Source organism: Paractinoplanes lichenicola, from assembly GCF_016785085.1.
Taxonomy (GTDB): Bacteria; Actinomycetota; Actinomycetes; order Mycobacteriales; family Micromonosporaceae; genus Actinoplanes; species Actinoplanes lichenicola.
In genome coordinates this window covers 94024-117822 of record NZ_JAENHO010000009.1, presented here as the reverse complement: position 1 = coordinate 117822, position 23799 = coordinate 94024, and the positions used below count along the sequence as shown (strand labels likewise).

The 23799-nt window shown below is 71.3% G+C and carries 20 protein-coding genes and 1 pseudogene; 4 read left to right on the top strand and 17 right to left on the bottom strand.

Going from position 1 to position 23799, the window contains the following annotated elements:
• Positions 1–56: 56 nt before the first annotated feature.
• Positions 57–997, bottom strand: a pseudogene (locus tag JKJ07_RS30200) (helix-turn-helix domain-containing protein).
• A 53-nt stretch (positions 998–1050) separates the two neighbouring features.
• Here JKJ07_RS30200 and JKJ07_RS30195 point away from each other — a divergent pair.
• On the top strand, positions 1051–2166 hold the full coding sequence (locus JKJ07_RS30195) for a saccharopine dehydrogenase family protein (protein WP_236030158.1): 1116 nt from the start codon (positions 1051–1053) through the stop codon (positions 2164–2166).
• Between the two features lie 106 nt (positions 2167–2272).
• Here JKJ07_RS30195 and JKJ07_RS30190 read toward each other — a convergent pair whose 3' ends face one another.
• Genes JKJ07_RS30190 through JKJ07_RS30180 form a run of 3 tightly spaced genes read right to left on the bottom strand, consistent with a single transcriptional unit; the run spans position 2273 to position 7636 of the window.
• Positions 2273–2575 carry an STAS domain-containing protein gene (locus JKJ07_RS30190; protein WP_202995262.1) on the bottom strand — a complete coding sequence of 101 codons (303 nt, stop codon included), beginning with the start codon at positions 2573–2575 and terminating at the stop codon, positions 2273–2275.
• Entirely contained in the window at positions 2572–6645 is a 4074-nt protein-coding gene (locus tag JKJ07_RS30185; RefSeq protein ID WP_202995261.1) for a SpoIIE family protein phosphatase, read from the bottom strand. Before JKJ07_RS30185 ends, JKJ07_RS30190 begins: the two co-directional genes overlap by 4 nt.
• The gene (locus JKJ07_RS30180) at positions 6593–7636 is read right to left on the bottom strand and encodes an EamA family transporter (protein WP_202995260.1); all 1044 of its coding nucleotides are present in this window, start codon (positions 7634–7636) and stop codon (positions 6593–6595) included. The genes JKJ07_RS30185 and JKJ07_RS30180 overlap by 53 nt, the downstream gene beginning before the upstream one ends.
• A gap of 69 nt (positions 7637–7705) precedes the next feature.
• Between JKJ07_RS30180 and JKJ07_RS30175 the strand changes: the two genes are divergently transcribed.
• Positions 7706–8662: a helix-turn-helix domain-containing protein gene (locus JKJ07_RS30175; RefSeq protein WP_307834479.1), complete on the top strand. Its 957-nt coding sequence runs from the start codon at positions 7706–7708 to the stop codon at positions 8660–8662.
• On the opposite strand, the gene JKJ07_RS30170 is transcribed toward JKJ07_RS30175, so the two are convergent.
• From JKJ07_RS30170 to JKJ07_RS30140, 7 genes are all read right to left on the bottom strand, one after another.
• On the bottom strand, positions 8632–9357 hold the full coding sequence (locus JKJ07_RS30170) for a hypothetical protein (protein WP_202995259.1): 726 nt from the start codon (positions 9355–9357) through the stop codon (positions 8632–8634). The two genes, JKJ07_RS30175 and JKJ07_RS30170, sit on opposite strands and share 31 nt — an antisense overlap.
• On the bottom strand, positions 9354–10397 hold the full coding sequence (locus JKJ07_RS30165) for a hypothetical protein (RefSeq protein ID WP_202995258.1): 1044 nt from the start codon (positions 10395–10397) through the stop codon (positions 9354–9356). Before JKJ07_RS30165 ends, JKJ07_RS30170 begins: the two co-directional genes overlap by 4 nt.
• Positions 10394–10729, bottom strand: a complete 336-nt coding sequence (locus tag JKJ07_RS30160; protein ID WP_236030157.1) for a PadR family transcriptional regulator — start codon at positions 10727–10729, stop codon at positions 10394–10396. Before JKJ07_RS30160 ends, JKJ07_RS30165 begins: the two co-directional genes overlap by 4 nt.
• Positions 10730–10761: 32 nt before the next feature.
• Complete coding sequence (locus JKJ07_RS30155; protein WP_202995257.1) at positions 10762–12195, bottom strand: APC family permease; 1434 nt, start codon at positions 12193–12195, stop codon at positions 10762–10764.
• A 4-nt stretch (positions 12196–12199) separates the two neighbouring features.
• Positions 12200–12547 carry a hypothetical protein gene (locus tag JKJ07_RS30150; protein ID WP_202995256.1) on the bottom strand — a complete coding sequence of 116 codons (348 nt, stop codon included), beginning with the start codon at positions 12545–12547 and terminating at the stop codon, positions 12200–12202.
• On the bottom strand, positions 12538–14463 hold the full coding sequence (locus JKJ07_RS30145) for a primary-amine oxidase (RefSeq protein ID WP_202995255.1): 1926 nt from the start codon (positions 14461–14463) through the stop codon (positions 12538–12540). Before JKJ07_RS30145 ends, JKJ07_RS30150 begins: the two co-directional genes overlap by 10 nt.
• 72 nt (positions 14464–14535) lie before the next feature.
• Positions 14536–15081 carry a TetR/AcrR family transcriptional regulator gene (locus JKJ07_RS30140; RefSeq protein ID WP_202995254.1) on the bottom strand — a complete coding sequence of 182 codons (546 nt, stop codon included), beginning with the start codon at positions 15079–15081 and terminating at the stop codon, positions 14536–14538.
• 92 nt (positions 15082–15173) lie between these two features.
• On the opposite strand from JKJ07_RS30140, the gene JKJ07_RS30135 reads away from it, so the two are divergent.
• Both JKJ07_RS30135 and JKJ07_RS30130 read left to right on the top strand, forming a co-directional pair.
• The gene (locus tag JKJ07_RS30135) at positions 15174–15944 is read left to right on the top strand and encodes an IclR family transcriptional regulator (protein ID WP_202995253.1); all 771 of its coding nucleotides are present in this window, start codon (positions 15174–15176) and stop codon (positions 15942–15944) included.
• A 2-nt stretch (positions 15945–15946) separates the two neighbouring features.
• Complete coding sequence (locus JKJ07_RS30130; RefSeq protein WP_202995252.1) at positions 15947–16234, top strand: hypothetical protein; 288 nt, start codon at positions 15947–15949, stop codon at positions 16232–16234.
• A 110-nt stretch (positions 16235–16344) separates the two neighbouring features.
• Here the strand turns inward: JKJ07_RS30130 and JKJ07_RS30125 are convergent, their stop codons facing one another.
• The 6 genes from JKJ07_RS30125 to dhaK all read right to left on the bottom strand — a co-directional run bounded on the left by JKJ07_RS30125 (position 16345) and on the right by dhaK (position 23700).
• Positions 16345–17142, bottom strand: a complete 798-nt coding sequence (locus tag JKJ07_RS30125) for a hypothetical protein (protein WP_202995251.1) — start codon at positions 17140–17142, stop codon at positions 16345–16347.
• A 303-nt stretch (positions 17143–17445) separates the two neighbouring features.
• Positions 17446–18201, bottom strand: a complete 756-nt coding sequence (locus JKJ07_RS30120) for an alpha/beta fold hydrolase (protein ID WP_202995250.1) — start codon at positions 18199–18201, stop codon at positions 17446–17448.
• Positions 18201–19559 carry a radical SAM protein gene (locus JKJ07_RS30115; RefSeq protein ID WP_202995249.1) on the bottom strand — a complete coding sequence of 453 codons (1359 nt, stop codon included), beginning with the start codon at positions 19557–19559 and terminating at the stop codon, positions 18201–18203. The genes JKJ07_RS30120 and JKJ07_RS30115 overlap by 1 nt, the downstream gene beginning before the upstream one ends.
• 84 nt (positions 19560–19643) lie before the next feature.
• Positions 19644–22070: a phosphoenolpyruvate--protein phosphotransferase gene (gene ptsP, locus JKJ07_RS30110; RefSeq protein ID WP_202995248.1), complete on the bottom strand. Its 2427-nt coding sequence runs from the start codon at positions 22068–22070 to the stop codon at positions 19644–19646.
• Entirely contained in the window at positions 22067–22693 is a 627-nt protein-coding gene (gene dhaL, locus JKJ07_RS30105; protein WP_202995247.1) for a dihydroxyacetone kinase subunit DhaL, read from the bottom strand. Before dhaL ends, ptsP begins: the two co-directional genes overlap by 4 nt.
• Positions 22694–22698: 5 nt before the next feature.
• Entirely contained in the window at positions 22699–23700 is a 1002-nt protein-coding gene (dhaK, locus tag JKJ07_RS30100) for a dihydroxyacetone kinase subunit DhaK (protein WP_202995246.1), read from the bottom strand.
• Between the last annotated feature and the right edge of the window lie 99 nt (positions 23701–23799).

Sequence of the window (23799 nt, the reverse complement as noted above, 5' to 3'; positions counted from 1 at the left end):
GCGAGTGTTGCTGCCGTGGGGGCACCGCCCGACCGCGCTCGTTTCGGTGCCTCAAGTCAGTCGCGGGGGCGGAACGTCTGGCGGTACGTGTCCGGGGGCACGCCGACGGTTCGGTGGAAGTGGCGGCGCAACGTGGTCGCGGTGCCCAGGCCGGCGGCTGCGGCGATGGCGTCGATGTTGTCGTTCGTGGTTTCGAGCAGTTCCTGGGCGTGGCGGATGCGTTGGGTCAGCAGCCACTGCAGCGGGGTCGTGCCGGTGACAGCGTGGAAGTGGCGGGTCAGTTGGCGGGTGCTCAGGTTGGCCCGGCGGGCCAGGTCGTCCACGGTGAGCGGCTGGTCGAGGCGCTGCATCACCCACGGGAGCAGGGCGGCCAGGGGATGGTCGTCGGTCGCGGGCACCGGGGTGGTGACGAACTGGGCCTGGCCGCCGGCCCGGTGCGGCGGCACCACCAGGCGGCGGGCGGCGAGGTTGGCGACCACCGAGCCGTGGTCACGGCGGATCAGGTGCAGGCAGAGGTCCATCGCGGCGGACTTGCCGGCCGAGGTGAGCACCTGGCCGTTGTCGACGTAGAGCACGTCCGGTTCGACCGTCACCCGCGGGTAGTGCGCGGCCAGCTTAGCGGTGTGGGCCCAGTGGGTGGTAGCGCGCAAGCCGTCCAGCAGGCCTGCGGCGGCCAGCACGAACACTCCCGTGCAGAGCGAGACGATCCGGGCGCCCGCGGCGTGGGCCGTGCGGACCGCCTCGACCAGGTCGGCCGGTGGGGCCACATCGACGTCGGCCAGGGCGGGGACGATCACCGTGCCGGCCCGGGCGAGCCGATCGAGCCCGCCGTCCGGCTCGAGGAAGAACCGCCCCACCCGTACGGGGTGGGAGCCGCACACGGTCACGTCGTACCACGGGCCGGGCACGGCATGGGGGCCGCGCCGAAGACCTCGTACGCCAGGCCCAGCTCGAAATGCAGCATCCCGTCGGCGGCGGCGAAGGCAACAGAGTGCATGTCCGGAATTGTATGGGTGTCGTCGTTCCCGACACTGTCCGGCGCTGCGTCCGATGACCAGGATCGTGGGCATGGGGAACATCGCGGTTTACGGCGCCTACGGGCACACCGGACGATTCGTGGTCACCGAGCTGCGGGAGCGCGGGCACGTCCCGATCCTGCTCGGCCGCGACGAGAAGAAGCTACGGGCGATGGACCCCGAGGCCCGCCCGGCAACACTCGACGACCTTGATCGGGCGGAAGCGGTGATCAATACAGCCGGACCCTTCGCCTGCACCGCCGGCCCGGTGATCGAGGCAGCGCTGCGCGCCCACATCCCGTACGTCGATGTGGCGGCCGAGATCGAAGCCAACGCCGACATGTTCGCACACTTCGCCAAGCCCGCCCGCGCCGCCGGCATCGTGGTGGTCCCGGCCATGGCCTTCTTCGGCGGCCTGGGGGATCTACTGGTAACCGCCGCACTTAGCAAACCAACCGCCGCTACAGCCGACCGCACCGCCGCCTCGAACGACCACGCCGCCGCACCCGGCAAACCCACCGCCGCACCCGGCGAGCCCATCGATGCCGACGAGGTGCACATCGCTTACGGGCTGAGCAGTTGGCACCCGACACCCGGCACGATCGCCGCGGGTGAGGTCTCGACGCGGCGCCGCGCGGGCCGACGGATCCGCTTCACCGGCGGGCAACTGCAGTACCACGACGACCCTCTGCCCACTCTGGAGTGGCCGTTCCCGCCCCCGCTCGGGCCGCGAAGCGTGCTCGGCGACTTCACCATGGCCGACGTCGTCACCATCCCCAGCCACTTGGCCGTGCGGGAGGTCCGCACCTACATGACCGCCCAGGCCGCGAAGGATCTGGCCGCCGGCGACGAGCGTGGCCGCACCCCCGAGACGTTCGTCGTGGACGTCCTCGTCCGCGCGGGTGGCACCGAACGCCGCATCACCGCCACCGGCCGGGACATCTACGCCGTTACTGCCCCGCTCGCGGTCGAGGCCGTCGAGCGCATCCTCACCGGCCGGGTTCGGTCAACCGGCGTCCTCTCGGCCGGCGCCGCGTTCGACGCCCCCGACTTCCTGAGGGCGCTGTCCGACCGCCTGACGCTGCAAGTTAACGAGGGGCGGAAGGGGACGTGGGCGCGGGCAAGGGGTGGGCGCGGGCAACGGAGGTAGGCGCGCGCGAGGGAAGGTGGGCGCGAAAGATGGGCGCGCCGGAGGGGGTCGGCACGGAAAGAGGTGGACGCGCGGAGGAGGCGGGCGCGCAGAAGAAGGGTCGGAGTTAGGACGCCTCGGGGAAGGTGGTGATGTCGTCCAGGCCGGCGATTGTCAGGACGGGGGCCAGTAGTTGGTTGGAGAGCAGCCGTAAATGGTCGACGTGGGGGAACAATGCGGCCAGCCCCGCGCTGTCGATGTATTCGACTGCGGTCAGGTCGACGGTGAACTGGCCGCCGGCGTCGCGTTGGGTGTCGGTGAGGGCGGCGGCGAACGAGGCTGAGTTGCTCATGTCGATCTCGCCGACTGCCGTGAGCACGACGGCGCCGGACGGGTCGCGGCCGGGGGTCAGGGTCAGCGGTGTGCTCATCGGGGAATCCTCGTTTGCAGGCCGACGATGGTGCCGGCGGCGCCGGTCGTCACGGTCACTTCGGTCATCATCGCCCGCATCAGGGTGAATCCCCGTCCCCTGTGCGGGTTGGCGGCCGGCTGCGGGGTCTTCCACAGGCCGCTGTCGGTGATGGTCAGGTGCAGGTCGTGGGCGGTGGCCGCGGCGCGCAGGCGGATCAGGCCGCCGGGCAGCTGGCGGTGGCCGTGCTCGATCGCGTTGGCGCAGGCCTCACCCGCCGCGACCAGCACGTTCTGTGCGGTCAGGGAGTCGACGCCGCAGCGGGCGAGCCAGCCGCGCAGCATCGAGCGTACGGTGGCCAGCCGGGTGGCCTCGGCCGGGAAGTCGACCTCGAGCGGGCCCGGATGCCGGTAGAGCAGCAGGGCCACGTCGTCGTCGTAGCCGGTCTCGGGGGCCATGCTGTCCATCACGACCGAGGCCAGATCTTCCAGCGCGGCCGACCGGGCCTGCTGCACCGCGGCGGCGGCCCGCTGGATGCCGGCGGTCAGCGGCTGACGGCGGCGTTCGACCAGCCCGTCGGTGTAGAGCAGCAGCGTGGCCCGGACCGGAACCCGATAGCGGGCCTCGGGGCGGGCGGTCGCCGACCGTACGCCCAGGGGTCGGGACCGGCCCTGGTCGAGCAGGTCGGTCGCGCCGTCGGCGTGGGTGACCACGGCGGGCGGGTGACCCGCGCTGGCGTAGGTGAGCTCGCCCGACGCCGGGTCGAGCACGCCGCAGAAGACCGTGGCGCACATGGCGCCGGGCAGCTGGCTCGCGAACCGGTCGAGGGCGGTCAGCGTCTGCGCGGGATCGGTGTTCTGCAGCAGCAGGGCCCGGCAGGCGCTGCGCAGCTGACCCATCACCGTGGCCGCCTGCAGGCCGTGACCGACGCAGTCGCCGACGACGATGCCGATCCGCCCGTCGGCCAGGGTGACCGTGTCGTACCAGTCGCCGCCGACCTTGAGCGGCCGGGTCGCGGGCGAGTAGCGGACGGCGAACCCGGCCGGCAGCTGCGCCGGCCCGAGGATGGCCCGCTGCAGGGCCAGGGCCGTCTCGCGCTGCTGGTCGATCTGGTGGATGCGGTGCAGGCCCTGGCCGAGGTGGCCGGCCAGCAGCGCCAGCAGGGTCTGATCCTGTTCGGTGAAGGGGCGCTTCTCGGCCAGCTCGACCCACAGGACCATCGCACCGTCGGGGTGCTCGAGCGCGATCCCGGCCCCGCCGGCCCGCTCGGCGACGGGGGTGAGCAGCGGCTCGTCGCGCAGGACGGTCAGCGCGTGCCGGCGGTTCTCGCTCAGGCCGTCCCACGGGGCCGGGCCCTCGGTGGTGTAGACCGTGGGGTCGGCGCCGCCGTTGAAGACGGTCGCGATCACCCGGTTCGCCTGCCACAGCTCCTTGAGCGCGGGCAGCACGGCGGTCAGCGCGCCGGGCACGCTCTCGGCCTGCGACAGCCGCACGCTCAGCCGGGCCACCGCGCTCTCGCGCTGCACCGCGTAGTGCTCGGCGGTGACGTCGCGGAACGTGCCGACGATGACGCGGCGGCCGGTGTCCGGATCCTCGACCTGGTTGAACGACGCCGCGACCCACAGCCGGTGCCCGTCGCGATGCTTGACCGGGATCGTGTACGTCCCCTGGGTCGCCTCGATGAGCAGCGAGAACGCCTCGGTCACCTGCTGGAAGCCCTCGGGGTCGGACTCCTGGTCGGGCCACCACGGGTGGATCGGGGCATACGGGAGGCCTTCCGGCCCGTAGCCGATCACGTCGGTGAACGTGGAGTTGATCTCGATGACGGCGCCGTCCTCGTCGCAGACGAAGAACGCCTCCTGCAGCGAGTCGATCAGCGCCGTGCGCCAGCGGGCGTGGTGGTTGCGCAGCCGCGACAGCTCCACATTGGCGCGCACGCGGGCCAGCAGCTCGGCCGACGAGAAGGGCTTGACCAGATAGTCGTCGGCTCCGGCCTCCAAGCCCTCGATCGAGGCCTCCTGCCCGGCGCGCGCCGACAAGAGCAAAACCGGAGTTCCCGCCGTACGGGAATCGGCTCGTAAAGCTGCGACGAGCTGGAGCCCGTCGAGGCGGGGCATCATCACGTCGCTGACGATGAGGTCGGGGTTGCGCAGCCGGGCCGCCTCGAGCGCGGCCTGGCCGTCCGGAACCGCCTGGACGTGGTGCCCGGCCGAGCGCAGCAGCCGGGTCAGGTAGTCGCGCATGTCGGCGTTGTCGTCGGCGACCAGCACCGTGGCCGGGTGACCGGTCCGCTCGGGCACTGGCTCCTCCGGCGCGCCGGGCAGCCAGCGCAGGGCCTCCTCGACGTACGGGTCGACGGCCGACGACACCGCGGCGCCGGCACCCTGGGTGGTGACCGACTCGGGCGGCAGGTGCTCGGCGCCGAACCGCAGCCGGATCGTGAACGTGGTGCCCCGGCCGGGCTCGCTGGCCGCCGTGATCGTGCCGCCGTGCAGCTCGACGAGCTCCTTGACCAGCGCGAGGCCGATGCCGCTGCCCTCGTTGGAGCGCGAGCGGGTGTTCTCAATGCGGTGGAAGCGCTCGAACAGCTGCGGCAGCTCCGCCGCGGGCACGCCGACCCCGGTGTCGGTCACCGTGACCACGGCGGCGCCGGCCTCCGCCCGTACGGCGATGCGCACTCCCCCGGTGAAGGTGAACTTGAGCGCGTTGCTCAGCAGGTTGAGGACGACCTTCTCCCACATGCCGCGGTCGAGATAGACGGGCTGGGGCAGCGGCGGGCAGTCCACCTCGAACGTCAGCTCGGCCCGCTCGATCGCCGAGCGGAAGACGCTGGCCAGCTCGGTCGTGGTGGCCGCGAGGTCGAGCGGGGAGAACTGGGCCTGCATGCGGCCGGCCTCGATGCGCGAGAAGTCGAGCAGCGTGTTGACCAGCTTGCCCAGGCGCAGCCCGTTGCGGTGGATGACGTCGAGCTCGGCCCGCACGCCGTCGTCGGCCAGGTCGGGGCGGCCGCGCAGCTCCTCGACCGGGCCCATGATCAGGGTCAGCGGGGTGCGGAACTCGTGGCTGATGTTCGAGAAGAAGACCGTCTTGGCGCTGTCCAGCTCGGCCAGCTCCTCGGCCCGGCGCTGCTGCGCCTGATAGCTGCGGGCGCTGCCGATCCCGGCGGCGACGTGCCCGGCGACCAGCTCGACGAACCCGCGGTAGCCGTCGTCGAGGGCGCGGAACCGGTTGAGCCCGGCCACCATGAACCCGTACGGGATCCCGCCCGGTTGCAGCAGCGGCACGAGCAGGGCCTGGGTCGCGGGCTCGTGCCAATCCCCGTACGGGAAATCGCCTTCCAGATCGACCACGGTGGACTCGCCCCGGGCCGCCGCCTCGGTCGGCCACCACGCCGGGTCGCTTGCGGGGTGGTCGGCGGCGATGCCGGTGCTCGCGGCCAGCCGGGGGCCGCCCTCGTCGAACATGTAGGTCAGCGTGAACGGCAGGTCGTGCCGGTTGCGGTCGAGCTGCGCACCGGCGAACGCCAGCACCTGGTCCTCGGTGCGGATCACCGTGGGGTCGGAGCCGAGGTCGCGCAGCGTGGCCATCCGGCGCTCGCCGATCACCTGGACGGTGTCCTCGCTGACCACGCAGAGCATGCCGACCAGGGCGCCGTCGTCGTCGCGGAGCGGGCTGTAGGAGAAGGTGTGGTACGTCTCCTCGCGATAGCCGGAGCGCTCGAGGAAGAGCAGCAGGCCCTGATCCCAGGTGGCGTTGCCGGTGTCGAGCACGCTCAGGATGCGGGGGCCGATGTCGTCCCAGATCTCGCGCCAGACCTCGCCGGCGGGGCGGCCCAGGGCCCACGGATATTTGCTGCCCAGCGTGTCGTCGCGGTAGGCCGCGTTGCAGAAGAACGTGAGCTGCGGGCCCCAGGCCATCCACATCGGGAACCGCGACGACAGCAGGATGCTGACCGCGGTGCGCAGGCTCTGCGGCCACTGCCCCGGCGGGCCCAGCGGAGTCTCCTCCCAGGCCACGGCCATCAGGTCACGCCCGACGTCACCGCCTGTGGCGAAGACCTCCGCGCCGGCTGCCGGCCCCACCCCACCCATCGTGCGAGCTCTCCCGTTTCGTCAATCCGCTCACCAGGCCCGGACCCGCGTCCCCACGCAGGATACTGAAAAGACGTCGATCGGACGTCCTCCGGGCGGGTGGCCTCATACCCCGATCTTGGCGAGCCATGCTTGTTTCCCTGTCGCCGGGCGCCAGGACTATCAATGCGACGCCGATCGCGATGACGGCGGTGGCCAGCAGGGTACGCACGGTGAGCGGCTCGCCCAGGATCCACCAGCCCAGCAGGACGGCCACCACCGGGTTGACGAAGGCGTACGTGCCGGTGATGCGGGGCGGCGCGTGGTCGAGCAGCCACGTGTAGGCGGTGTAGGCGACCAGGCTGCCGAAGACGATCAGATAGCCCACCGCGATCGCCGACCGGCCGGTGACGTCGATGCGCGTCCACTCCCCCGTGGCGCCGGAGAGCACGACCAGGATCGCGCCCGCGCACAGCATCTCGATGGCGCTGGCTCGCAGGGCCGAGGCCGGCCGGGGCGCGTGCCCGGCGTAGACCGTGCCCAGGCCCCAGCACAACGCCCCGCCCAGGGCGACCGCGATCGCCACCGCGTCGCCGCCGCCCGACGGCCGGGCCAGCACCACCACGCCGGCGAAACCCGCGGCCAGCCCCAGCGCGACCGGCCACCTGATCCTCTCGTGGTCGGCCACCCGCCGGCCCAGCACGATCCACAGAGGAATGCTGGCCAGGAACAAGGCCGTGATGCCGGAGGACAGCCACTGCTCGGCCCAGGCGGCGCCGCCCGTGCCCGCCGCGGGCAGCAGCAGGCCCTGGATCGCCCCGGCACGCCACTGCGGCCGGGTCACCGGGGGCATCCGGCGCCAGCGGCAGTACGCGTAGAGCAGCGCCCCGGCGATCAGGAAGCGGACCGCGTTCATGGTCAGCGGCGGCAGTCCCTCGAGCCCCACCTTCTGCGCCAGATAGGTGGAGCCCCATACGACATAGACGATCAGCAGCGGTCCGAGAAACGTCATGACCTGGCCATACCCGGTGCGCGTTGGCAGTTCTGCCATCCCACCGGCATTTCGTGCCATGCTGGGGTTGTGACCGTCGAGGTGGCAGTCGTCGTGGCCGAGCCGGTGCCCGCGTTCGAGCTGGGCATCGCCAGCGAGGTGTTCGGCGTGCGCCGGGCCGACCCCGAGCTGCCCCGGTTCGGCTACGCGGTCTGCGCCGCCGAGCCGGGGCGGCCGATGCGCACGTCGACCGGCTTTTCCATGACACCGAGCGACGGCCTCGACCGGCTCGAGCGGGCCGACCTGATCATCGTCACCGGGTCGGCGCCGCCGCTGCCGCCGCCCCGGGCCGAGCTGGTCGAGGCGCTGCGCCGGGCCGCCGGGCGCGGGGCATTCCTGGCGTCGCTCTGCACGGGCGTGTTCACCCTGGCCGCGACCGGTCTGCTCGACGGCCGCACGGTGACCACCCACTGGGCGTACGCGGACGAGCTGGCCGCCCGCTATCCGCAGCTCACGGTGGACGCGGACCGCATCTACACGGCCGACGACACGATCGCGACCAGCGCCGGCGCCACCGCCGCGATCGACCTCTGCCTGCACCTGGTGCGCCGCGAGCACGGCGCCGACGTGGCCAACCGGGTGGCCCGCGAGATGGTGATGCCGGCCCACCGCAGCGGCGGTCAGGCCCAGTTCTCACGGCAGCCGGTGACGCCGCGGCGCGAGGGCGGGCTGGCCGAACTGCTCGACTGGGCCACCGACCACCTCGATCACGACCTGTCGGTGCAGGCGCTGGCCGCCCGGGCCGCGATGTCGGACCGCTCGTTCGTCAGGCACTTCGCCGCGGCCACCGGCACGACCCCGGCCGCGTGGGTGCGGGCGGAACGGGTGCGGCAGGCCGAACGGCTGCTCGAGCGGGACGGCGCGACGATCGCGACGGTGGCCCGGCGCTGCGGTTTCGGCAGCGCCGACACCCTGCGGCGGCAGTTCCGGCGGGTTCGCGGGGTGGGGCCGGAGACCTATCGGGCCGCGTTTCGCACCGGGGCGTAGCGCAGGGCCAGCACGGCCGCGGCCAGCAGCAGGAGGCCGAGGACGGCGGGCCAGCGGGCCAGCTCGATCAGCAGCTGAGCCGAGTAGGGCAGGGCCGGCTCGGCGACGCCGAACAGTTTCAGCACCGTCTGCACGAGCACCGGGAACAGCAGCGCGGCGCCGACCACGGCGGTCTCGCGGATCACCGTACGGGTGCGCGGGGTTTTGCGCTGGGAGAGGCGCCGGGCCGCGAGGGTCAGCCAGGCGCCGAGCGCGGCCCCGGCCAGGCCGGCCAGGATCGTGAGCGCGGTGACCCACCAGGCGTCCTGCTTGAGCACGTTGGTGAAGTCGCTGTAGACGAGCAGCCGGACGTCGCCCTTGGTGGCCTCGAAGTCGTACATGTCGGGCGGGCCGTCGGCGGTCTGCCAGCCCGCGGCGTCGGCGCGGGCCCGCGCGGCGGCGGTGTCGACGGGCGCGGGCGGGGCTGAGGTGACCATGGGGGCGCCGGTCTCGCGGGCCATCATGAAGCGCAGCCAGGCCGCCTGGTCGGCGCGGAACGGGTCCTCCTCGACGGCGAGCGCCTGCCCGGGATAGACGACCGCGGCCGCCGTACGGGGATCGGGGTCGGGTTGCAGGGCCTCGGCGCCCGAGTGAGCGAGCAGGGCGATCGGGAGTCCGAACAGGACGGCGCCCAGCAGGGCCAGGAAATACTTCACGCGGACACCTCCACGCGGGCGGGGCGGCCGGCCACGGCGGCGGTGATGAGGGATACGGCGAAGAGCAGGAAGCCGAGGAAGCCGCAGCCGAACCCGTAGGTGAGGGAGAGCGACCAGAACGGCGCGATCGGCGGCCCGCCCGCGAGCGGCTCGCGCACCATCCCGATCAGGCCCAGCAGAGCCTGCGGGAACAGCAGGACCAGGGCGAGCACGGCCGGTTCGCGGGTCAGCGAGCGGACGGTGCCGCGGGCGTCCTGGGTGCGGCGCGAGGCCCAGCCGGTGATCAGCCAGCCGAGCAGGGCGAAGACCAGCAGGCCGAGCACGCCGGCGGCGGTGATCCAGCCCGGCGTGAGCCGGTTGAGCTCGGCGCTGGCGTAGAACGAGCCGGCCGGGGTGTCGACGACGTCGGTCTCGGTCTGGACGCTCAGGGACAGCCCGCCCCGGGTGGCCGTGAACGCGCGGCCGCTGTCGTCGATCTCGCCGGTGGCGATCCAGGTGGCCCCGGTGACCTCGGCGTCGCTGACCTGCCAGCCCTCGGCGACCAGGCGCTGCTGGGCCGCGGCGGTCCAGGCCGGGTAGTCGCCCTTGATGAAGTTGCCGTCGGGGCCGATCCACACGGTCGAGAACGCGAAGTCCTCGTCGTGACCGTAGAGGAACACCTCGCCGTAGGACCGCTCGCCGACGTCGAAGAACAGGCCGTCGCCGTTGCGCTCGGAGACCGGGCGGAGGCCCGGGAAGACCGACTCCTTGATCGCCTCGAGGCGGGCGCCGCTCGGATAGGCGGGCGCGAACTCCCACGCGATGCGGGCCGCCACGGCCGCGCCGACAAACCCGGTGACCAGCGCGATAAGGGTAGCCAGGACGACCACGCCGCGGCTGGCCGGGCGGCCCAGGCGGGCCCGCAGGCCGTGCCGCAGCAGGTTGACCGCCTCGCGAGCGGTCGGCCGGACGCGTCCCGCCTCGGCGAACGTGTCGAGCAGCTCGCCGCGGCGCCGGCCGGGCGGATAGGCCCGCACGAGCAGGCGATAGCCCCGGCTCATGCCGTCGCCGGCCGGGTGGCGAGCTGGGTCGAGGCCGTGCGCACGTTGCGTTCCAGCCGCGCGGTCTCGGCCTGGAGCGCGGCGACGCCGCCCTCGGTGAGGCAGTAGTACCGCCGGTCGCGGCCGTCGACCTTCTCGTCGTGGTCGACCGCGACCAGACCCTCGGCATGCAGCCGGTCGAGCGCCGCGTAGAGCGTGCCCGCCTGCAGCTCGACCTGTCCCTCGGAAAGGGCGGCCACCTCCTGGATGATGCCGTAACCGTGCCGGGCCTGCTTGACCAGCGCGGTGAGAATCCAGAAGGTGGGCTCCCGCATCGCCTTCGCTTTCGCCATGCGAGGCAATATAAAGATGATCTGAGTATGCGTCAATCGACGCGGGTGACGCCCATGGACTCATACCGTGCGGGCTGCCGCGACCGGGCCCACAGACCCAGGCCCACCGCGACGGCGATGACCACGAGGTGGACCCACGGCAGCGAGTTGATCACCGTCGAGGTCGTGCCGGTGATGGCCTCGTAGTTCGACAGGGCCAGCACGGTCGCGCTGCCGACGCCGAGCGTGGCCAGCGCGGGGGCGACCGTGAACCGCCAGCCGTACTGCTTGCGGCGCACGAAGAAGACGAACACCGCGAGCGACGTGACGGTGATCAGGCTGAGGATGCCGACGGCCCCGACACCGGTCAGCGACGTCGACAGGTTGGTCAGCGGGTCGAGCCCGGCCACGGCGAACCCGAGCATCACCAGCGTCATCACGCCGAAGCTGGTCAACCCGGCCACGGTCGGCGACTTGAAGCGCGGGTGCGTGCGGGTCAGCGGGGCCGGCATGAAACCGTCGCGGGCCAGGGCGTACAGGTAGCGCGAGGCGGCGTTGTGGAACGCCAGCACCCCGGCGAACGAGCTGGTCACGATCAGGACCTGGAGCAGGTCGGTCCACAGCTGGCCGACGAAGTCGGTGCTCAGGGTGAACGCGTAGTTGCCGGGGTCGGCGGCCACCTGCTCGACGGTGCCGCCGGCGATCAGGGCCCACGAGGTGAGCACGAAGAACAGGCCGACGCAGAGCACCGCGGCGTAGGTGGCCCGGGGAACCGTACGGTCGGGGTCTCGGGCTTCTTCGGCGTAGATCGCGGTGCCCTCGAAACCCTGGAAACACGAGAAACCGTAGATGAGCGCGACGCCGAGCGAGCCGGTGGTGAGCACGCTGCCCGGCGAGAACGAGTCGAGGGTGAACGCGCCGGCGCCCTGCCGGATCAGGACGGCGACGTCGAGCACGAGGACGGCGACCCCCTCGGCGATCAGGGCGGCGCCGAGCACCCCGGCCGCGACGGTGATCCGGAACCAGCCGAGCAGCGCGATGATCACCATGGCGATCAGGCAGCACAGCCACCACGGCACGTCGACGCCGAAGAACTGGTCGAGCGTGAGGTTGGCGAAGAAGCCGAGCGCGCCCAGGGTGGCGGTGCCGACGCAGAGGTAGGCGGTCAGGGCCACGTACGCGGCGGGCAGGCCGGCCAGGCGGCCGAGGCCCTTGGTGATGAAGGCGTAGAAGGCGCCGGCGTTCCGCACGTACGGGACCATGCGCGTGAACCCGACCGCGAACAGCAGCAGGGTCAGCGCGACGATGACGAACACGCCGGGGGTGCCGACGCCGACGCCGAGCGCGATCGACAGGGGGATGAGCGCGACGGCGCCGGCGGCCGGGGCCACCGCTGCCATCACCATGAAGACGAGGTGGCCGGCGCCGAGGGTGCCGCCGGCCAGACCCTCGTTCTGAGCACCGGATGTTTCAGTGGTGGTCGCCATCCGGTCACCGTGGCAGACGGGCTGAGCTGCGCCGATGGGCCGGTCCGGTCAGTGGTCCGGAAATTAGCGCCAAGACCATTTGCCCGTACGCGAGGAGCAGTGTCGCTTGTCCGAAGGCGTGATGCGACGCGTGGCCGGTGTGGAGGACGGCCATCGCCGCGCCGAGGATGATCATCGTGACGCGCTCATGCGGAGAGAAACGGCCCCGCCAGCCGGCCCGGGAACAGACAGCGCAGACGATCGACAGCGCCAGCATGGGTGCCGCACTTGGGCCCATGCTGATGATCAACCCGATGTGGGCCAGGAGGCAGGCCGCCGCCAGCGCGGCGGCGGCCCGCGGGATCAGTGGCAATGCGTCTCCCCGGCGGCCGACGAGTGCGATGAGGGCGCGGACGCCGGGACGTCGAGGGCCGGGTTCTTGTCGAAGAAGTTGACCGGCAGCAGGTGGAAGCCTGCTTTCTCGACCGGCATCACGGGCCAGTCCTCGGCGCGCGGGATGTGGGTGACGCCCAGCGTGTGCCACAGCACCACATCCGTGTCCTCGGTCGGCCGGTCCTCGGCGGTCCAGCGGGGCAGGCCGTCGCCGGAGCGGCTCTGGTTGGGATACTCCCCCGCCGAGCGCATCTCGTCCTGCCGGTACGGCGTCACCCACATGTTGCGCGTGGCGAACCCGGCCCGCTGGGCGATCAGCGACGGCGGCTGGGCCAGCATGGTCGCCGAGCTCCAGCCGGGCAGGAACTTGTAGCCGACCGGCACGCCCCACCGGTTGGTCTTGCCCCGGTTGACGACGGTCCAGTTGCGCGAGCTCTGCGTGTGGGTGACCCAGTCCCCCGCGTTCTCCCGATCGATCACGGTCTTCCGTACGCCGATGGCGTTGCCCTGCGGGTTCTCCGGGCCCACCGGTACGGCGTACGCGTCGTTCTGCACCACCGTGTTCTGCCAGCCGTCGACCTCCATGTCGAGGCGGAACGAGAACAGGTGCTGGTGATAGGTGCCGACCAGGTTGGTGCTGATCGGGGTGCCGTGCTTCGCTTGCGAGACGTCCTCGACCGCGCGGGTCTGCACGATGCCGAGCAGCTTGATCTCCATCTGGATCGACGCGTCCTGATAGAAGTACCAGAAGAAGCCGTAGTGGTAGTTGCCGACGGTGGCGATGAAGCTGACCACCAGCCGGCGCGAGCGGCGCACGTCGACCTTGCCGGTGACCCAGTCGGTGTGCTTCCAGAGAATGCCGTCGTCTTCCTCGTGGATGCAGATCGCGTTCTCGATCGTGGCCGGCTCGCCGTCCTCGCCCGCCAGCACCGCGTCCATGTAGACGATCTCGCCGAGGCAGTCGCAGCCCAGGCGCAGCGAGTTGGCCAGCTTGCCCAGCCCGAACTCGCCGACGTCGAAGGCGCTGCGCCAGAAGTGCTCCGACGACGGATCCCCGTACGGAACCACCATCTCGGACAGCGAGCCGCGGTGCATGACCGAGCGGTAGTCCTCGCCGTCTTTGTACTCCACGGCGTGCAGCACGACGCCCTCGAGCGGGTGCATGCCGATCCGGAAGCGCCACTTCTGCCAGGTCAGCTCGGGGCCGTCGAGGGTGAAGCCGACCCCCTGGGGCTGGGTGATCTCCAGCGGGGCGATGTCCGTACGCATGGGCTGGTTGGCGTCGGCGGTGTAGTTGGCCGGCTCGGGATTCATCGGGCGCACCCCGAAGTCGTGCACGTCGACGACCTGGCCCGTCGTCAGGTCGACGATCGCGATGACGCCCTCGATCGGATGGGCGTAGCCGTTGTCGTCGGGGAACTCGCGGTAGTAGGAGACCGAGCCGCACATGCGCCTGCCGTCGACCGGCACGTCGGCCATGTTGCCCACACCCCACGGGTCGATCTGCACCTTGGCCAGGTCGGTGATGCCCCGCTTGGCCAGCGCCTCGACGTAGCGCGGGTCCTGTTTGATCAGCTCGGGGGCGCGGTCGAACTCCTCGAGCAGCACGGGCGCCGAGCCGTCGGTGATCTCGGTGACGCTCTTCAGCTCGCCCTTCCCGTCCGCCGCGTCAAGATCAACTACGACGTCGTACGTACGGGCGGTGTCCCGGTCGAGGATCATGGCGCGGGCCCGGCGGGGAACGGTCTGGCCGGCGCGCAGCGCGTACTTGTCCGGCTCGTCGGTGAAGACGGCGCTGAAGCCCGGCCGGTCGCCGCCGATCTTCTCGCTCCGGATCACCGCGGCGACACGGCGGATCTCGTCCGCGGTCAGGGAGTCGAACAGAGGATTGCGCATGGGGTGAGGTCCTTTCTTTTGCGGACCTCAGCGAAACATGCTTTTCGTCGCGGATTCTGCGATTCGGTCCGCTCAGTGGGCCGACTGCCACAGGGTCAGCATTTCCCGCAGCCGTAAAAGCGTTTCCTCCGTACGGTCGACGGAGCCGTAGACGAGGTGCTGCAGCACGAGGCCGTCGAGCGCCGCGAAGACGAGCGCCGCCTTGACGCCGCCCGGGTCGTCGATGCCCAGGGCGGACAGGGTGCTCGCGACCTGGTCGATGTAGTGGTCGTAGAGCAGCGCCACCGGGGCCATCTCGCCGTCGCCCCGGGCCGCGCGCAGCAGGAAGTCGTACTGCAGCAGCTGCCGGTCGCGGGCCTCGGTGATCAGCCGGACGAGGTTGGACCCGAACTCGTCGACGCCGGCCGCGCGCAGGGTGGCCTCGGCCGCGTCGCGCCGGGCGGCCCGCTCGAACGCCTCGGTGAGCAGGGCCTCGCGGGTGCCGAAGTAGAAGCGGACGAGGCTGTGCGAGGTGCCGACGAGCGCCGCCACCGACCGGTAGGTGACCTTGTCGTGGCCCTCGGCACCGGCGATGTGGATGGCCGCGTCGAGCAGGCGGTCGCGGACGGGAGGATTCATCGCACAGAATTTACATCCCGGTCTGGACTTGTGACGTCCGGCGGCCACAGAATGTGAATTGTCCAGGTGGACAATTCGAGGGGAGGCCGACCGTGCAGGACCATCCGTCGTCCGTGCTGGGCAAGGCGTTCCTGCTGTTCGGGGCGTTCGACGGCGCCCGCACCACGCTCGGGCTGACCGACCTCAGCCGCCGCTCCGGCATCCCGAAGGCCACCGCGTACCGGCTCGCGCAGGAGCTGGTCGACCTCAACCTGCTGGAACGGGCGGAAGCCGGCTATCAGCTCGGGTGGCGGATGTACGAGCTGGGCCAGCTGGTGCCCGGCCCGGCCAACCTGCGGCACGTCGCCCGCCCGGTGCTGATGGATCTGCACTCGGCGACCCGCGCGGTCGTGCACCTGTCCGTCCCGCACGGCCTGCACACGCTCTATCTCGAGCGCCTGGCCGGCCGCCGCGACGCCCGCCTGCAGACGGCGGTCGGCAACCGGGTCCCGCTCCGGTACGCCGCCTCGGGCAAGCTGTTCATCGCGCACAGCCCCGACGCCGAGACCCTGCTGGCCGCCCTCGACGCCGGCGACACCGCCCCACGCACCCGCCACAGCGTGAGCAGCGCCGCCCAGCTCCGAGTTCAGATCGCCGCCATCCGCGAGCGGCGCTGGTCGGTCGAGCACGAGGAGTGCGTCGAGGGCTACAAGACGTACGCCGTGCCGATCACCCTGGGCGGCCCGCACGAGGTGGTGGCCGCGGTCTCGGCGACCCTGCCCCTGCCCCGCCGCGACGACCAGCAGGTGATCCGAGCCCTCTGGACCACCGCGGCCCACATCAGCCGCGCCCTGGAGGCCTCGGTGATCGCGCCGGCCCGTTAAGGATGATCGATGCCCGCACGACGGGCGGGCGCGCCTTCACCACCGTCACCAAGCTCGCGGGCGACAACGAGCACGGCGTGCACCTGTGGATCCCGATGGTGGACGGGTCGGAGCGGCTGGGCCTGGCCGAACTGTGCGGCCGCACGGCGCCCCGCGATCCCGACCGGCTGCGCCACCACGCCGAGACCGTGGTGGCGCTGCTGGCCCACCTGATCAGCGTCAAATCCCCGTACGGGGATCTGCTGGCCCGGCTCCGGCGGACGCGGCCCATGACCACCTTAGCCCGTTAGTCGTAGGGCGGCCGGTTCACGTCCTTCCGTTGAGCGACGGCCGGTTCACGTCCCTTAGTTGAACGGGGGCCGGTTCACGTCCTCAGTTGAACGGGGGCCGGTTCACGTCCTCAGTTGAACGGGGGCCGGTTGACGCCGAAGTGGGCGTGGATCAAGGACGAGCAGACCTCCGTACGGGCCACGATGACGCCGTTCGTGAACAGCACGATGATGGCGCCGGTCAGGCCCCAGAAGAGCTGGTTCGTCCAGTCGAGGAAGGCGAACAGGCCGCAGAGGCCCACGGCGAGCGCGGTGATGCCGGTCATCGTCTGCAGTTCGCGCAGCAGCCGGTGCAGGATCCGGTGGGCCTCGACGTGCTCGCCGAAGTGGGACTGCGGGGACCACCGCTTGGTGATCATCATGCCGGTCATCGTGCCGCCCCAGAACAGGGCGAGCCACAGGTTCCAGGCGCGGGCGTCGCCGAGGAAGAAGGCGGGCGGGATCTCCAGGCCGGCGATCGCGAACGGCAGGAACGAGTCGAGGAACGACGGCGCCCAGCGCAGCAGCACGCTCATCGTCAGATACCAGTAGAAGACGACCACGAAGATGAGCAGGGTGGCGATGCTCTGCACGGTGACGAGCAGGCTCGGCTTCTCGAACGTGTTCTCGGCCAGCAGCGCGAGCGCGACGCCCTGGATGATGCTGATGATCGTGATGAAGCCGCCCGGCGAGATCTCGAGCGATCGCCGCACCAGCACGTCGTGGCTCAGGGCCTGGATGCCGTCCCCGCGTACGGCGCCGGGCGGCGGCGCCTCGGCCGGGATGACGTACGAATGGCGGGGCGATGACGGCGAGTGACCCTGCGCGGAGGCCGGGATGTGCCGATGCCGTCGTCGCGCTCTGCTGAGATCAGGTAAGTCGGCTGCCACGACCCACATCTTGCAGCGGTCGTCAACACCCTGGTCACGTGCGCGGGGGTGCGCACTTGACATGCTGGCCGGCGCGTATTTCCGCAGCTCAGAGCGGTTGGGGCAGTGGTCACGCCAAAGGATCTCCCCGGGCCGGGAAACAGCAGCTCACCGCGGCGATCGCGGCCCGGCGAGCGGCCGGCAGCGTCTCGGCGACGTGACTCCGCGTGACGATCTTGGTGCCGATTACGGAGGGCTACAACACGAGGCTAGTACTCGGTGTCTATGACTCGAAGCGCAAAAGGGCAAAAGGAGCGAGGGCCCTCAAGTTTCCAGGAAAGAGTCGAGGACGGGCGCGAGATCCTCCGAGAACTCGTCGAAGAAGCCGTGCCGGCCACCCTCGTACAGGTGCATGGTGGCCCCGGGGATGCGCCGGGCGAGCAGCGGCGCGTTGGCCGAGGGCACCATCAGGTCGTCAGTGCCGTGCAGCACGAGGGTCGGCGCCTGGATCAGCGGCAGCGCCTCCCAGGCGTCGTGGCGGTTGCTGGCCCGCAGGTGGGCGCGGCTCTCCTCGACGGTCATGGTGGGGTCGCCGAACAGGTGGCTCTCGCCGGTCCACGCGTCGGTGTAGAAGAGCTCGCGCAGCACTCGGCCGCGCTGCTCGTCGTCGGCGAGCCTTTTCCGTACGGCGGGCGAGCGCTCGACGGCGTGCGGCCCGCCGGGCGAGGTGCAGGTCAGCACGAGCCGGCCGACGAGTTCGGGGTGGCGGGCCGCCAGGTGCTGCGCGACCCGCCCGCCCATCGACGTGCCGTGAACCGCCGCTCCCCCGCCGCCCAGCTCGCGCAGCACGTGGGCCGCGTCGTCGGCGAAGGTTTCCGTCGACCACTCGCCGACCGGGCCGCGGCTGCCGCCCGTACCGCGGTAATCGAACGTCACGACGCGGAACCGGCTCTCGTAGGCCTCACGCAGCCCTGTCCACCACTCGTGCGAGTTGGCCTGGCCGGAGAGCAGGAGCAGCACCGGCCCGTCCTCGAGCCCGCTCGTCTGGACGGCGAGCGGGAACCCGTCGGGAGCGTGCATCACTCCACAGCGGCGGCGGTCTTGGACCCGGTCTCGATCGCGGGCCCGGTCTCGTCGTTCGGGGCCAGCGAGTCCATGAACGAGCTGACCGAGAACACCGCGCGACCGGCGCCGGCCGGACCGTACCCGGGCGGGCTGGTCAGGCCGTTGGCCTCCATGACCGCGCGATACGTCTCGAGCAGGCGCACGTGATATTCCAGCGGGGCGCCCTCGGGGTTCGTGCGGCCGAGCGGGGTCGTCGGCTCGGGGCACCACGTGGTGAACCGGGGCGTGATGCCGCGCGACATGAAGTATTCGAGGCCCTCGGCGGTCGACGCGATCGCCTCGTCGACGGTCTCGAACCCGTGCGGGGCGGCCATTTCGACACCGGCCACGAAGTTGGGGATCACGTTGCGCGGGCCGAAGATATCGGCCGAGTCGAGGATGCGGCGGTGCCACTCCTCGCGGCCCACGTAGCGCTCCTTGCCCGGGCAATACAGCTCGAACAACTTCTTGTCCCACACCTCGTAGTTGGGGTGGTAGATCTGGATGCCGTAATCCTTGAAGCGCCGGACGTCGGCCTTGGGCAGCGCCTGCGCGACGACCTTGCCGATCCAGCGGCCGGGGAAGCGCTCCTCGATGGCCTGCGCGTACTGCCCGTAGAAGTCGGCCTCGGCCTTGCCCTGCACGTGCGACGTGATGCTGCCGCCGGTCAGCGTGTAGGCCTGCGACGTGCGCGCGGTGTCGTGCTTGTCGATGATCTCGAGCGCCTCGAGGATCTCGTCAACCGGCTTGACGCCCGTATAAGGCCGGCCGGCCGCCTTGTGCTGGCGCCAGTTGTGGTTGATGTCGCAATACTGGCACTCCTCCTTGGCGCCGAAGTATTGGCAGACCCGGAAGGCGGTCAGATAGATCAGATAGCCCCACTGGATCGTCGGGGCGACCTCCATCACCGACTTGCCGTTGCTCAACGTGTGCCGGTAATAGTCCGGCATCGGCGGCACACCGACGTCGGCGATCGGCTTGTCGTCCAAGTAGAGCCGCAGGTGGCCGTCGTCGTCCGTCTTCACCTTGTACGGCGAGCTCGGGTTGGTGCGGACGGACACGACCGTACGGCGGAGCTCGTAGGGGCCGCCGGTGAGCACGATCTCCTCCGGCGGGCGGCGCAGCGCGGCCGTGCCCAGCTCGGGCAGGGTGCGGTGGTCGAACGAGAAGATGAAATACGACTTGGGTTTGACGTCGCCGTGCTCGTTGTCGGTCAGCGCCGAATCGTCGAAGGCCAGCCCGCCGCGCAGCAGGTCCTCCTTGATGACAGCCTCCCGCGGCACGTGCGGGAATCGCCCCATCAGATCCTCGACGATCTCGGTGCGTGACGTCATGAGCCCCTCCAGATCAACAGCCTGGACCCATCCTCTCTCACCGGTACGACAGTTCCCAGCGGCGGCGCCGAGGTGAGCCTTCGGTCACGTGGCTCGGACGGCCTGCTTGGTCAGCGGCACCAGCGCCGGGGCCACGCTGAGCTCCTGTACGCCGGCCGCCAGCAGCCGCGGCACCACGGCCTCGTCCGCGGCCAGCTCGCCACAGACCGCCACCTTTGTTTTCTCGCCGGCGGCCCGGCAGACGTTCTGAATCAGCAGCTCAACTGCCGGGTCGAGCCCGCTCGACAGGGCCAGCAGGTCGGCATTGCCGCGCTCGGCAGCCAGCGTGTATTGGGTCAGATCGTTGGTGCCGATGGAGAAGAAATCCACGTACGGGGTGAAATCGGACGCCCGGAGCGCGGCCGCGGGCACCTCGACCATCATGCCGACTCTCAGGCCCGGGACGTCGCCCAGCAGCCGGCGCGCCTCGATCAGCTCCTCGACCTTGGTGATCATCGGGAACATCACGCTGACGGGGGTCTCGCGGGCCACCCGGACGATCGCCCGGAGCTGCTCGGCGAACATCTCGCGGTGGGCCAGGGAGTGGCGGATCCCCCGTACGCCCAGGAAGGGGTTGGCCTCTTGCGGCGCGGGCAGATAAGGGAGTGGCTTGTCGCTGCCGGCGTCGAGGGTGCGCAGGATGATGGGGCGGCCGCCGAGGGCGTCGGCGATCGCGCGGTAGACGGCGACCTGCTCGTCCTCGCTCGGCGCCTCGTCGCGGCCGAGGAAGAGGAATTCGGTGCGGACCAGGCCGGCCAGGTCAGCGCCGTTCTCGGCGGCGGCTCGGGCCTCCTCGACGGAGCCGATGTTGGCGCCTACGTGGATCGTGACGCCTTTTGTCGTTACCGCCGGTTTCGCAGCGTTGGCGCGAGCGTTGTCGCGGGAGGCTTTCTGCCGCTCGGCCCGCTGGTGGAAGTCGGCCAGGACCTCCGGGGCAGGATCGGCGACCACCTCGCCGGTGCTGCCGTCCAGGGCGATCACCTTGGCTTCGACGGGGCCGGCGCCGACCACCGCGGGGATGCCCCGGGTGCGCAGCAGGATCGCGGCGTGCGAGGTGGGGCTGCCCTTGGCCAGCACTACGCCGGCGACGCGGGTGGGGTCGAGGGTGGCGGCCTGGGCCGGGGTCAGGTCGTCGGCCAGCAGGATGCCATCGCCGTCGACCGTGGCGGGCGGGACGCCGAGGAGGGCTCGGAGGACCTGGGTCGAGACCGCCCGTACGTCCTCGGCGCGGGCTCGCAGGTAGGGGTCCAGCAGGGCGTCGAACTCGCCCGCGGCTCGGTCGGTTGCCGCGCGCCACGCCCGGGGAGCCGTGAGCCCCTGCGCGATTTGAGCCCGGGCGTCGTCGAGCAGGGCGGCGTCTTCGAGCAGGACGACGTGGGCCGCGAAGATGTCGCCGCTCAACTGGCCGATCTCGCGGTGTGCGGCCGTCAGGGCCTCGTCGAGGCGGCGTTGCTCGGCCTCGGTGCCCTGGAACGGCTCGTCGGGGATTTGCAGGGGCTGCTCGTGAAGGCGGATCGCCGGGCCTACGGCTATGCCCGGCGATGAGGGAGCCCCGGAGAGCAGTCGCTCGGTGTCCCCCGCGCCGCCGGTCGCTTTAGCAGATCCACCGGCGACGTCGGAGTTATCCACAATCCCCGCTTGTCCACAGGCCTCCGGCAGAGATCCCCCCGACACGCGATAATGGTGCGAGGTGGAGGCCCCCCGGTGGAGGGCGGGTCCTGTTGTGGGGTGGTTGACATAACGCTCGCGCGGGTCAGCCAAAACCTCGGTGACCTCGCCGAACGCGTCCGCCGCCAACCTCACAAACCCCTCAACAGCCGCCCGCGCCTGAGCCCCCGAAGCCCGTACGGCCAATTCGTGCCCCGCCAACGCCCCCAAGGTCGTCACCCGGGTCAGGCTCGATGCCGGCACCCACCCCGACCCAGTCGTCACATTGCGCACCTCGACCACCGCGTCGAACGACCGCATCTCGGTGACCAGCCGAGCCGCCGGCCGGGCATGCAACCCGTGCGGATTGAGCACCCGCACGACCGCCGACCCGTCCCCCGCCTCGGCCGGCGCTGACGTTCCGAAATGAGCTTCCTTCCCGGCCAGTCCGGACAGCGCCTCCGCCGCCACCTCCTCCCGCGAACCGCCCGTCCCCGCCGTGACCGCCGCGGCCACCAGCCCCTCGACCAGCGGCGCCGGGCACAGCACAACCCGCTCCCGCTGCTCGTCGTCCAGCAGTTCGAGGGCCGTCTCCGCCGACAGCACGGCACTGCCGAGGTCCATCAGCACCACCACGCCGTCGCCGTCGTCCGCCGCCGTCATGGCTTCGCTAATGGCCACCGCGTCCGTGCCGAACGTCCCCTCATCGAGCCCGGCCGCGACCGAAATGGCCACCGGCCGCCCCTGCGTCATCTCGGACGCCAGGGCTGCCGCGGCCCGGCCCAGCGGCCGGCTGTGACAGACCACCACCAGCCCGACCGTCATCCGGCGGCACCCAAGGTCGACGCCGCGGCCCGCATCAGCAGGGTCACCGAGGTCGCGCCCGGATCCGGATGCCCGGCGCTCCGCTCCCCCAGATAGCTGGCCCGCCCCTTCCGCGCGACCAGCGGAACAGTCGCCTCGCGGCCCCGCGCGGCGGCCTCGGAAGCGGCGCTGAACGCGTCCGCCAAGCCGGCCCCGGAGGCGAACGCGGCATCGAGCGCGTCAACGGCCGGGGCCAGCGCGTCGATCATCGTCTTGTCGCCCGGCGCGGCCTTGCCCCGGGCGACCACCCCGTCGAGACCGGCCCGCAGCACCTTGGCGAACCCGGGCCCGTCGAGCTCCGCGTCGGCCGCCGCGGACATGCGCAGGAAAGCCGTGCCGTAGAGCGGCCCGCTGGCCCCGCCGACCTTGCTGATCAGGGTCATGCCGACCTTCTTGAACAGCGCCGACGGCGTCTCCGGCGGTTCCGCGTCGAGCGCCGCCACGACCGCCGTCAGGCCGCGGTCCATGTTGACGCCGTGGTCGCCGTCGCCGATCGCCGAGTCGAGGGCGGTGAGCTCGTCCTTGTTCTCCGCGACCAGCCGGGCGAACTCCCGGAGCCAGGCGGTGAGAGCCGTCGCGTCCACGGGCGTCAGACCCCGCGTCGCAGGGCGGGGGTGTTGACCGGGGCGTCCCACAATCGCAGCAGCTCGTCGTCGGCCTTGAGCAGCGTGACCGAGCAGCCGGCCATGTCGAGCGACGTGATGTACGGCCCCACCAGCGAGCGCGCGACCGGGATGCCGTTCTTGGCCAGCAGCTGCGTGACCTCGTTGAACATCACGTACAGCTCGATCAGCGGGGTGGCTCCCATCCCGTTGACGAAGGCGATCACGCCGTCGCCGCCGGTGAAGTCGAGGTCGGTCAGGATGGGGCTGACCAGCATCTCGGCGATCTCGTTGGCGGGCGCGACGGGCACGCGGCGGCGGCCGGGCTCGCCGTGGATGCCGATGCCGACCTCCATCTGGTCGTCGGGCAGGTCGAACGTCGGGCGCCCGGCCGCAGGCACCGTGCACGAGGTCAGGGCAAGACCCATGCTGCGCGCGTACGAGTTGACCTTGCGCGCGACGTCGGCCACCTCGGCCAGGGGCCGTCCCTGCTCGGCCGCGGCCCCGGCGATCTTCTCGACCAGCACGGTCGCCCCGACGCCGCGCCGCCCGGCCGTGTAGAGGCTGTCCTGCACGGCCACGTCGTCGTCGACGACCACTGAGACGACCTCGGTGCCCTGGTCGGCCGCCACCATCTCGGCCGCGAGCTCGAAGTTCATGATGTCGCCGGTGTAGTTCTTGACGATGTGCAGCACCCCGGCGCCGCCGTCGACGGCCTGGGTCGCCGCCACCATCTGGTCGGGCACGGGCGAGGTGAAGACCTCCCCGGCGCAGGCCGCGTCGAGCATGCCCGCCCCGACGAAGCCGGCGTGCAACGGCTCATGGCCCGAGCCGCCGCCCGAGACCAGACCGACCTTTCCCCGTACGGGGGCATCGCCGCGCACGACGACACGATTCTCGAAGTCGACGCGCAGCTCCGGATGAGCGGCCGCGAGGCCGTGCAGCGCGTCGGAGATGACGTCCGCGGGATCGTTGATGAGCTTCTTCATGGTGGCTCCTCACCGCTGGGGACCGACCTGCCGTCCTCAAGCTACGCCCGAGATCGCTCCGTTACGAGACCGTCACACGACGTTCAGGCAGGCGCTCCG